Consider the following 9,668-nt stretch of genomic DNA (forward strand, 5'->3'; position numbering starts at 1 on the left):
CCGCCTCTGGTAGAGTGAGGGCACAGCCCACTCACCAGCCCGCCAGCCATGAGCAAAAAACACAAGAAGCACCACCCCAAGCACGCCCCGCAGCAACCCGAAGCCAACCCCACCACGCGCCTCGAAGGCGAGCCCCTCCCCCCGATCCAGGGCCCCGGCCGCGCCATGGTCATCATGGCCCACCCCGATGACGCCGACTTCCTCTGCGCCGGCACCGTCGCCAAGTGGTGCGCCGAAGGCTGGGAAGTCATCTACGTCGTCGTCACCAGCGGCGACAAAGGCACCCACGACCCCACCATGCACCCCGAGAAGTTGGCTGCCATTCGCGAAGAGGAGCAGCGCGAAGCCTGCCGCGTCCTCGGCGTCAAAGAGTGCATCTTCCTCGGCTATCCCGATGGCTTCACCAGCGAAAGCGCCGAACTCCGCGGCCAGATCGTCCGCCTCCTCCGCATCTACCGGCCCGATGTCGTCATCACCTGGGATGCCTTCCGCGGGACCTTCAACCACCGCGACCACCGGAACGTTGGCCAGGCCACCATGGACGCCATCTACCCCATCGTCCGCGACCGCCTCTTCTACCAACAGCACGAACACGAAGGGCTCGAAAGCCATCAGGTCAACGAAGTCCTCCTCGCCGGCGCCGAGAAGCCCGATTACGCCGTCGACATCACCGACTACTGGGAGAAGAAGATCGCGGCGATCCTGTGCCACACGAGCCAGCTCGGTGGCCGCACCAAGGAAGACTTCCTCCGCGAACGCCAAGCGCGCGAGCAGCGCGAGCCGGGCAAGCCGATCGAGGAGCGCTTCCGCCGCTGGAGCATCCGTCGGCCGCCGCGGCAGCCCCAAGCGACAGCGCCCGAGCCGCGACCCAAGCCCCAGCGCGCCGCCACGGCCTAGCGCCTACCCCTGCGCGACGATCCCGGCGGCGAGGAGTTCGGCTACGCGCGCCTCGTCGAAGCCGCACTCCCGCAGCACCTCGACCGAATGCTCGCCGACGAGGGGCGAGCGGCGCGGGTAGCCATTCGGCATCTCCGGGAACCAGCCCAGGAGCCGCGGGCCGCGGACCGTCCCCAGCTGCGGGTGGTCGAAATCCTCGAAGTAGCCCGAGGCGTGCAGCCACGGGTCCTCGAACAGCTCCTCCGTCGAGACCGCGACCGCCGCCGGCACACCGCGCGTCGAGAGCCGGTCGAGCACTTCGGCACGCGGCAGCCGAGCCACCGCTTCCGCGATGCGGCCGGCCAGCGTGCCCGAAACCGGCTCCCGCAGCGCTTGCTCCGCCAGCCAGCCCCCCGCCCATTCCGGGTGACCGAGCGCCGCGCAGAGGCCGTGGAAGTGCTCTGGCCGCGTCGCCGCGATCAGGATCCAGCCGTCGGCGCAGGCGTAATACCGGTTCACCGCCGAAAGGCCGAGCAAATCGACCCCACCCTTCGGGTTCGGCGGCCGCCCCTCGTACCACGTCACCTCGCCCGAGAGCGTCAGGATGCTTTGGTTCGCGAGACAGGTCGTCACCTCCTGCCCTTCCCCCGTCACCTCGCGCGCGGCCAGCGCCGCTATCACGCCAAAGGCCGCCATCATCGCGCTCGCCGTATCGTTCACCGGAATCTGGTAGAAGACGGGTTCGTCGTCGCCGCCCTGGAGCGCCATCAGCCCGCTGCGCGCCTGCACGAGCGGGTCGAAGCCTGGGTCGTTCGCCAGCGGACCTTGGGGCCCGTAACCCGTCACCGAGCAGGAGATGATGCGCGGGTTCACCCGCTTCAGGCTCGCGTAGTCGATCCCCAGCCGTTCCCGCACGCCGAGCCGGAAATTATCGAGCACCACATCGCTCACCCGCACCAGCTCCAGGAAAGCGTCGCGCCCTTCGGGCCGCTTCAAGTCGATCGCGAGGCTGCGCTTGCCGCGGTTGTAGCCGACGAAGCCGAGGCCATACGTACGGAACGGGTCGCCCTCCAGCGGCTCCACCTTGATCACGTCGGCGCCCCAGTTCGCCAGGATGGTCGGCGCATACGTCCCGGCGATGAACGCGCCCAAATCCAGCACCCGCACCCCGGCGAGCGGCCCGCCGGGCAGTGATTCCGCGTTCCCGCCGCGCACCCGCTCGTGCGGGGCGATCTCGCCCGGCTCCGCCCGCCGTGGCAGGTGACGTACCTCGCCCGGAGTCGCGCTCAGCTTCACCGGCACCCCGGGGATCGCCACCTTCCCCAACCGTTCGTGCTCGAGCTCGACGCGCATTCCGTTCGCCCGGACCGTCTCGCTCGCGAACCACTCCTCGAGCGTCCCGACGGGGCCCCGTGGCACTCCGGCGGCGTGGAGGATATCGAGCCACTCCTGGCGGGGCTTCTCCCGGAAGCGGGCCTCGAGCGCCTCGATCACCTGCTGGTTGATGCCCGGCTTCAACAGATTCGTGAACTCCCCCTCCACCCCCTCGAGCGCCATCAGGTGGAGCATGTCGGTCGCCTCGAGCGCCTTGAGGAAGAACTGCGGCGTGAGCGTCCCGAGAAAGAACCACTTGCCATCGGCGCATTCGTAGAGCCGATAGTTGGGCACGCCGCCGCGGCTACCCCGCCCGCCCAGCCGGAACACCTCCGCCGCCTTGATCGTCCCGCCGCTCTCGACGGCCGCCACCCCATGCAGCCCGCTCACCACGAGCGATTGACCGCGGCCCGTATGGAGCTTCGCGAAGAGCGCGGCAGCGATCGCACCGGCGCCGAGCATCGCTTGGCCGTAGTGCACCTGTGGCGTGACCAGGTAGGTCGGGCGGTCCTCGTAGCTCATCTGTAGCCAGGCGACGCCCGAGACGGCTTCCAGCAGCCCCTCGTCGGGCGGCAGTTGGCTCCAGCGACCGAGGGGGGAGTAGGGCGGAAACCATGCGTGCACCAGGGCGGGGTCGGTGCCTCGCACGGAAACGGAGTCGAGGCCGCTCCGCTCCAACTCCCCCGGTTTCCAGTCGAACACGGCAGCATCCGCGTTGGCAAGGAGCGTTCGGGCGGCAGCCAAGTCGTCGAATCGGTGGAGATCGAGCGTCACCACCGTTTTGTTCCGGTTCCAGCAGAGGTAGCCGGGGTGGTCTTGCATCCGGTCGCCCCCCGGCGGCTCCACCTTGATCACTTCCGCCCCGAAGTCGGCGAGGAGCATGGTCGCCATCGGCCCGGCGATGCCCTGGCAAAAATCGATGATCCGGAATCCGCTGAACGCACTCATGGCCCGGAACTATAGCCCGCCGAGTGCGAACCGGCACCGGTCTCCAACCCGCTCCCGGCTCGTCCCCGCACTGCCCCTCGGCCAGCGGGACGGCCTTGCCGAGCATGAGGGCAAGGGCCCGCCCGTGCGCATCGCCGAATCCGCCGAACAACCGCTCGCCGCCTTCCAGCGTGCCACCGAGGCCCGCCTGGCCGAAGCCCGCCGTGCGCTCGAACGCGGCCCCCTCGCGCTTCCCGGCGGCGCTGCCCCCGCCGTTCCCCTCGCCGACGCGGTCACCCTTTCGCCCGAGGCACGGGCCGCCTACGCGCGCCACCTCCGCGAGCCGCCCGACCTCGCCCACCTCGTCCACCTGTTCCGCGACGCGCTCCGCGGCCCAGCGGCCGGCCGGTCAGCCGCGCTCGCCGCCCTCCGCGCAGCCCTACTGGCCGCCGGTGCGCCTGCTGGCGACCTTCCCGCCAGCCCGGCCGAGCTCGCCCGGCTCGCGAGCCTGCTCCGCGCCGCCTTCCCCACCGCCGACGATGAGGGCGTCGCCCACCTCGGGGCGTGGTTGCTGGCTGCGCGAGCGAACGCCGATGCCGGCCTGCCACCCGCGCTCCTCGCGCTCCTCGGCGAATGGCGGGAGCGCCGGCGGCTGCCCCAACGCCGCCGCGAGGGGCGGCGCCCGCCACCCGAGCGCTAGTCCACGGGTTGTATACTCACGCCGCTTCGCCGGAGGGTTCCCGTGGACGTCACCTGGTCGCAGCTGCAGCCCGAATTCGACGCCATCACCAGCCGCATCGTCTGGGCGGTCGTCACCACGGTCGATACGAAAGGCCGCCCCCGCTCTCGCATCCTCCACCCGATTTGGGACGGCCACGTCGGGTGGATCGCCACCTCTCCTCGGTCGCTCAAGGCGAAGCACATCGCCGCCAACCCCTGGGTCGCCGTCGCCTATTGGGATCAGCAGCACGAGCAGGTGTACGCCGAGTGCCGGGCGCGCTGGGACGAAACCCCGGAACGGAAAGCCTGGCTGTGGGAGAAGTTCAAGACGACGCCCCCGCCGCTCGGCTACGACCCGGGCATGCTCTGGAGCAGCCCTGCCGACCCGACCTTCGGCGCTCTTCGCCTCGACCCGATTCGCATCGAAGTCTCCCGCCTGAGCGAGGTGATGAGCGGCAAGCCCGCGCGGATCTGGCGCCCAGCGCACGGCTAAGGCCGGCGGGCCGCTCCCGCCTCGTAGGCCGCCAGCATCTCCGCCCCCATCGCCGGCAAATTCGGACGCTGCTCCCCGCGGTAGACGCCGGCCGCCACCTGTTCCCAGAGATCGAGCACTGCCGTTAGCTGCTCGCGGTAGAAGATGGCGTACGCCGCCGCCAGCCGCTCGAGCCCCGGGCCAAGGGTCGCTGCCTCTGCCGCGCCCTCCCGCGTGGCGCTCCAGGCCAGGCTCGTCCCGATGTGTTCCCAGGGCCAGGCGAGCACCGTGTTTTCGCGGTCGGCGAGTGCCGCCTTGAAGCCGTCGGCCGTGCGCCGCGAGACGACCCCCGCCTCGGTCCGCAGCTCCGGCCGGAGGACGTCCGGCCGGCGGAACGGCTCCGGCCGGGCAAAGGCAGCGCCGCAGACGAGCGAAGCGGCATTGCTGCAGACCCGCTCCAGTTCGGCGAACGTCAGCCCCTCGAGCGGCCGGCCCCCCGCGAACTGCCCCAGCAGCCAGCTCCCGAAGCCCGGGGCCGCCTCGCTGCCCGGGTCCGCAGTCCCGCCTCTCCACCGAAACCACCTCATGCTCCCATTTTCGGCCCAGGCGGCCGCGCGCCACAGCCACCGGCGCCCCGAAGCCCAGGAGCGCCATCGCGCCCATGCTTTCACCACTGCGGGAGGGCCGTCCGGTCACCGGATGGGTACCCATGCGGCCGTACCGCTTCCTCTCGCCGCCTCCCTAGCATCTGGTCAGTGGCGCCCCCGTGGCGCCACCCACCCGTACTGCCAAGCACGATTCGGAGCGTGGCCCTTGCACGGTAAGCACCTCGTCAGCGTCGCCCTTCTGTGGGCCGGCCTCACCGCGGTCGGCGAACTCCTCGTCATCGCCGACCTCTTCCCGACCGTCGGCTCGCACGAGGCCGAGGATTTCGACAGCATCTTCCGCTTCCTCCTCCTCCTCGGCATTCCCGTTTTCGCCTTCGTCATCGCCGTCGTCGGTTACGCCGCCCTCACCTGGCGCGTCCGCGGCGAACGGCCGCCCGAGGACGGCCCGCCCATCCGCGGCGGCGGCTGGGTGCCCCGCATCTGGCTCGCCGTCACGGGGGCGCTCGCCGTGTTCGTCATGATCTACCCCGGCCTCACCGGGCTCGCCAAGCTCCAGGCCTCGGCGAGCGGCTACGGCTGGGGCGAAGAGCAAGCCGACTTGGAGATCAACGCGACCGCCTTCATGTGGCAATGGACGTTCGACTACCCCAACGGCGTCCAGGTCTCGGCGGCCAAGGGTGGGGAGATCGTCATCCCCGTCGACCGGAAGGTTCGTTTCAACGTCAACTCCATCGACGTCGTCCACTCGCTCTGGATTCCCGCCTTCCGGATGAAGATCGATGCCCTCCCCGGCCGGACCACCTACATGACGGTCCATCCCACCGAGCTGGGCGCCTACACCGAGGACCAGTCCTACCGCGTGCAGTGCGCCGAGCTCTGTGGCCTCGACCACTCGAAGATGTGGCTCCCAGTCCGCGTCGTCACGCAAGCCGAATACGAGGCCTGGCTCGCCGGCCTCGCCACGGGGGGTAAATAACAGATGTGCGCCGTCAAATCCGTCTTCGGAGCCATGGGCCTGGGGCTCATCGGCTTCTACCTTGGCCTGGGGATCGTCGCCATCCTCCGCGAGCTGTTCGGTTATCCCGACCCCTGGGGCGGCGAAATCAACATCGTCGGCGGTTGGGTGCTCGGCGTCTTTCTCTGGTTGTTGGGGATCGGCATGTGGGGCCAGTGGGGTCGCGAGTGGTTCGGCCTCCGGACGTACCGGCGCGAGCTGCCCGGCTGGCAGCGCTACTTCACCTTCAACACCGACCACAAGGTGATCGGCATTCAGTACCTGGTGACCTTCATGGTCGTCTTCTTCCTCGCCGGTGCCCTGGCCATGGTCATGCGCGCCGAACTCGCCCAGAGCGGCCACCAATTTCTCTCCAATAGCCAGTACAACGGCACCATGGGCCTCCATGGCATCCTCATGGTCGCCGTGGCTGTGGCCGCCGTCATCGGCGGTATCGGCAACTACGCCGTCCCGCTCATGATTGGCGCCCAGGACATGGCCTTCCCCCGGCTCAACGCCCTCACCTTCTGGCTCATCCCGCCCGTGGCCGTGGGGCTCCTCGCCACGCCCTTCCTCGGCGGCATCGAACACGGCTGGACGGCCTACCCACCCCTCTCGATCTTCACCAACAGCGCCCAGGTCCTCTTCGACCTCTCCATCATCACCTTCGGCCTCACCTCCATCCTCGGCGCCCTCAACTTCATCGCGACGATCATCTACATGCGCGCGCCGGGGCTCTCCTGGGGACGCCTGCCCATCTTCGTCTGGTCGATGTTCGCCACCTCCTGGATCGCGCTGCTCTACACGCAGGGCTTCGCCGCCGCGCTCCTCCTCGTCCTCCTCGACCGGCTCGGCTTCTCCTTCTTCGATGCCGCCAACGGCGGCGACCCGCTCCTCTACCAGCACGTCTTCTGGTTCTACTCGCACCCGGCCGTCTACATCATGGTGCTCCCCGGCTTCGGGCTCGCCCTCGAGATCATCGCCCACTTCTCGCGCAAGCCGCTCTTCGCCTACAAGTACGCGGTCGCGGCCTTCCTCGGCATCCTCGGCCTGAGCGGCGTCGTTTGGGCCCACCACATGTTCACCTCGGGCATGCCCAACTACCTCCATGGCCCGTTCCTCGTCGCGACGGAGCTCATCTCCATCCCGACGGGCCTCATCTTCCTCTCCGCGTTGGGCACCATCTGGCTCGGCAGGCTTTGGCTCAAAGCGCCGATGCTCTTCGCCCTGGCCGTCATCTTCAACTTCGCCTGCGGCGGCGTGACCGGCATCTTCCTCGCCGACGTCCCGACCGATATCCACCTCCAAGATACCTACTTCGTCGTCGCCCACTTCCACTACACCATCGTCGGCGGCGAAATCTTCGCCCTCTTCGCGGCCATCTACTACTACTTCCCCAAGATGACGGGGCGGATGTACAGCGAACGGCTCGCCAAGCTCCACTTCTGGTGGATGTTCATTGGCTTCAACGCCACCTTCTTCCTCATGCACCTGCCCGGCATCAAAGGCATGAACCGGCGCATCGCCGACTTCCAGTCGGAGCTCGACCCGCTCAACCTCGCCGTCAGCCTCGCTGGGTTCTTCCTCGGCGCCTCCTTCCTCGTCTTCATCTGGAACATGGTGTACAGCTGGCTCCGCGGTCCTGTCGCCGAGGCCAACCCCTGGCAGGCGCGTACCCTCGAGTGGCAGACCAGCTCGCCGCCCCCGCACGAGAACTTCCCGGTGCCGCCCGTCGTCAGCGGCGGCCCGTACGACTACGGCGTCCCCGGTTCGAAACACGCGAGCTTCCCCACCGCGCCCCCGGCAGGCTTCGCCGGCGCGCCCGCAGGCGGTGGCCAGTAAGGAGGGAACGACACCATGCGCAAACCGATGCAGACCGGCCTCGTCGTCGCGGCCATCCTCGCGGTCCTCACCGTCACCGAATACCTCTTCGCCACCCACGTCGAGCAGGACACCCTCCGCTTCCTCGGCATCACCGTTTCGGCAATCGGCAAGGCCACCCTCATCGCCTACTACTTCATGCACATCTACCGCCTCTGGCGGCCCCAGGAGGCTCACTGAATGGCGCTCGCGACCGCTCACCACGAAGCCGCTCACGCCCCAACGCACAATAGCCTCGCGATCAATCGCGCCGGCCTCTGGCTCTTCTTCTTCTCCGAATCGATCCTCTTTGGCTTGCTCCTCAGCGCGCGCTTCTACCTCGAAGGCATCCACCGCGAAGAGCTCGACCAGCTGCTCGGTCTCGGCATCACCATCGTCCTGCTCCTCAGCTCCGTCACCGCCTACACGGCCGAGACGGCGATCGAGCACGACAACAAAAAAGTCGCCAGCTGGTACCTCTTCTTCACCATCCTCCTCGGCCTCCTCTTCGCCGGTGGCGTCGCCTTCGAATGGTCGACCGCGCACTTCCACCGCTACCAGTCGTTCGGCTCCGTCTTCTTCACGATGACGGGTATCCACGCCACCCACGTCGTCACCGGCGTCATCATGCTCGGCCTCGTCTGGATCCAGGCGCTCAAGGGCCGCTACAGCTCCAAGAACCCCTGGGCCGTCAGCGCCGTCGTCATGTACTGGCACTTCGTCGATGTCGTCTGGGTCTTCTACTACCCGGCGCTCTACCTCACCAAATAGCGAGGACGAACGATGTTGGAGCGGCTGACCGGCTCGGTCGCGCGGCAGTTGGCCCTCTGGGTGCTCGGCGGCTTCGTCGTCGGCTGGCTGGTCAGCGTCTTCTGGTGGGCCCTCCTCGAACCGACGAGCGCCGAGCACGCCGACGAAATCGTCATCCCGCCGGGCGCTGCCGAACTCATCGCCCAGGGACGCCGCGTCCCCGGCGTCCCTACCGTCATCCGCGGCGGACGCACCGGCACCGTTCGCATCACCAACAACGACGCAGTCGAGCACTACCTCGCCGGCGCGCTGATCCGCCCCGGAGCGACCGCCGAGGTCCGTCCCGCCGAGCGCGACGGCCAAGTCGCCTGCAGCTTCCACGTCGGCGGCGTCATCGGCTACCAGCTCGACGAGCGCCCGCCGATCACCGTCACCTTCATCCCCGCCGCCCTGCTGGGTGTGCCATTCGGGATTGCCTTCGGGATCGCCACGATCGTCGCCCGGCGGATCGGCGACGACGCGCCCGAACCCGCCAACGCCTGAGCCTGGGCCGTCCCCCGGCGAGGAGGTCGCGATGCCCTACGAGCCCTCCTTCGAGGCAGCGCCGCCGCCGCGCCTCGCCGGCCCGCACCTTTGCCTCGAACCGATCCACCCCCGCACGGCCGACGAACGAACCCGCCGGCTATTCCTCGCCTGCAGCGAACGCGCGGCCGCCGGCGCCGAGCCCGGGCTGACGTACGCCGCCGCCCTCCGCGCCATCGCCGGTGGCAGTTGCACTGCGTGGGCCGTCCACCGCACCCGCGGCCCCGCCATCGGACTCGCTTGGCTCGTCGGTGGAGCTTCGCGCGGGCTGGTTGGCCGGCCGCCCAAGGCTGCTGCTGGCGCTGCCTGGGCCCCGGGGACCACGGTTTCCTCGCGCCTGGCGCGCGAGCTCGTCCTGCTCCTCCTCGGGTACGCCTTCGAGGAACGGGGCATCCATGCCGTGGCCGTGCGCGTCGGTGGCCTGCGCCCGGTCGACGTGCCCCTCCTCGCCAGTGAATGGCCCGCCCTCCGTGCTTCCCTGAAGGAACGCCTCGCCACCGACTGA

11 protein-coding genes are annotated in these 9,668 nt (G+C 69.1%); 9 read left to right on the forward strand and 2 right to left on the reverse strand.

Annotated elements, in window-relative coordinates; translation table 11 throughout:
• Positions 1–48: 48 nt before the first annotated feature.
• The gene (locus tag VAE53_RS01075) at positions 49–897 is read left to right on the forward strand and encodes a PIG-L deacetylase family protein (protein ID WP_322817505.1); all 849 of its coding nucleotides are present in this window, start codon (positions 49–51) and stop codon (positions 895–897) included.
• Positions 898–900: 3 nt separating this feature from the next.
• Here VAE53_RS01075 and VAE53_RS01080 read toward each other — a convergent pair whose 3' ends face one another.
• The gene (locus VAE53_RS01080; RefSeq protein WP_322817506.1) at positions 901–3,198 is read right to left on the reverse strand and encodes a CoA transferase; all 2,298 of its coding nucleotides are present in this window, start codon (positions 3,196–3,198) and stop codon (positions 901–903) included.
• A 124-nt stretch (positions 3,199–3,322) separates the two neighbouring features.
• On the opposite strand from VAE53_RS01080, the gene VAE53_RS01085 reads away from it, so the two are divergent.
• A complete protein-coding gene (locus VAE53_RS01085) occupies positions 3,323–3,877 on the forward strand; it encodes a hypothetical protein (protein WP_322817507.1) in 555 nt (184 codons plus the stop codon).
• 42 nt (positions 3,878–3,919) lie between these two features.
• Positions 3,920–4,390, forward strand: a complete 471-nt coding sequence (locus tag VAE53_RS01090; RefSeq protein WP_322817508.1) for a pyridoxamine 5'-phosphate oxidase family protein — start codon at positions 3,920–3,922, stop codon at positions 4,388–4,390.
• Here VAE53_RS01090 and VAE53_RS01095 read toward each other — a convergent pair.
• Positions 4,387–4,956: a hypothetical protein gene (locus tag VAE53_RS01095; RefSeq protein ID WP_322817509.1), complete on the reverse strand. Its 570-nt coding sequence runs from the start codon at positions 4,954–4,956 to the stop codon at positions 4,387–4,389. The genes VAE53_RS01090 and VAE53_RS01095 overlap by 4 nt on opposite strands.
• Positions 4,957–5,182: 226 nt before the next feature.
• Between VAE53_RS01095 and VAE53_RS01100 the strand changes: the two genes are divergently transcribed.
• From VAE53_RS01100 to VAE53_RS01125, 6 genes are read left to right on the forward strand one after another with little or no spacing between them, the layout of a single operon-like run.
• Positions 5,183–5,953 (forward strand): cytochrome c oxidase subunit II, encoded by a 771-nt coding sequence (locus tag VAE53_RS01100; RefSeq protein WP_322817510.1) that lies wholly within the window; start codon positions 5,183–5,185, stop codon positions 5,951–5,953.
• A gap of 3 nt (positions 5,954–5,956) precedes the next feature.
• Positions 5,957–7,813 carry a cbb3-type cytochrome c oxidase subunit I gene (locus tag VAE53_RS01105; RefSeq protein ID WP_322817511.1) on the forward strand — a complete coding sequence of 619 codons (1,857 nt, stop codon included), beginning with the start codon at positions 5,957–5,959 and terminating at the stop codon, positions 7,811–7,813.
• A gap of 15 nt (positions 7,814–7,828) precedes the next feature.
• Complete coding sequence (locus VAE53_RS01110) at positions 7,829–8,032, forward strand: cytochrome C oxidase subunit IV family protein (protein ID WP_322817512.1); 204 nt, start codon at positions 7,829–7,831, stop codon at positions 8,030–8,032.
• Complete coding sequence (locus VAE53_RS01115; protein ID WP_322817513.1) at positions 8,033–8,602, forward strand: cytochrome c oxidase subunit 3; 570 nt, start codon at positions 8,033–8,035, stop codon at positions 8,600–8,602.
• A gap of 12 nt (positions 8,603–8,614) precedes the next feature.
• The gene (locus tag VAE53_RS01120) at positions 8,615–9,124 is read left to right on the forward strand and encodes a hypothetical protein (RefSeq protein WP_322817514.1); all 510 of its coding nucleotides are present in this window, start codon (positions 8,615–8,617) and stop codon (positions 9,122–9,124) included.
• 31 nt (positions 9,125–9,155) lie between these two features.
• Complete coding sequence (locus VAE53_RS01125) at positions 9,156–9,668, forward strand: hypothetical protein (RefSeq protein ID WP_322817515.1); 513 nt, start codon at positions 9,156–9,158, stop codon at positions 9,666–9,668.

The organism is Tepidiforma sp. (assembly GCF_034432735.1).
Classification (GTDB): domain Bacteria; phylum Chloroflexota; class Dehalococcoidia; order Tepidiformales; family Tepidiformaceae; genus Tepidiforma.

Excerpts from the sequence above, each read along its gene's own strand:
- VAE53_RS01075 (WP_322817505.1), top strand. The coding sequence starts at position 49 with ATGAGCAAAAAACACAAGAAGCACCACCCCAAGCACGCCCCGCAGCAA.
- VAE53_RS01080 (WP_322817506.1), bottom strand. The coding sequence starts at position 3,198 with ATGAGTGCGTTCAGCGGATTCCGGATCATCGATTTTTGCCAGGGCATC.
- VAE53_RS01095 (WP_322817509.1), bottom strand. The coding sequence starts at position 4,956 with ATGAGGTGGTTTCGGTGGAGAGGCGGGACTGCGGACCCGGGCAGCGAG.
- VAE53_RS01105 (WP_322817511.1), top strand. The coding sequence starts at position 5,957 with ATGTGCGCCGTCAAATCCGTCTTCGGAGCCATGGGCCTGGGGCTCATC.
- VAE53_RS01110 (WP_322817512.1), top strand. The coding sequence starts at position 7,829 with ATGCGCAAACCGATGCAGACCGGCCTCGTCGTCGCGGCCATCCTCGCG.
- VAE53_RS01115 (WP_322817513.1), top strand. The coding sequence starts at position 8,033 with ATGGCGCTCGCGACCGCTCACCACGAAGCCGCTCACGCCCCAACGCAC.
- VAE53_RS01120 (WP_322817514.1), top strand. The coding sequence starts at position 8,615 with ATGTTGGAGCGGCTGACCGGCTCGGTCGCGCGGCAGTTGGCCCTCTGG.
- VAE53_RS01125 (WP_322817515.1), top strand. The coding sequence starts at position 9,156 with ATGCCCTACGAGCCCTCCTTCGAGGCAGCGCCGCCGCCGCGCCTCGCC.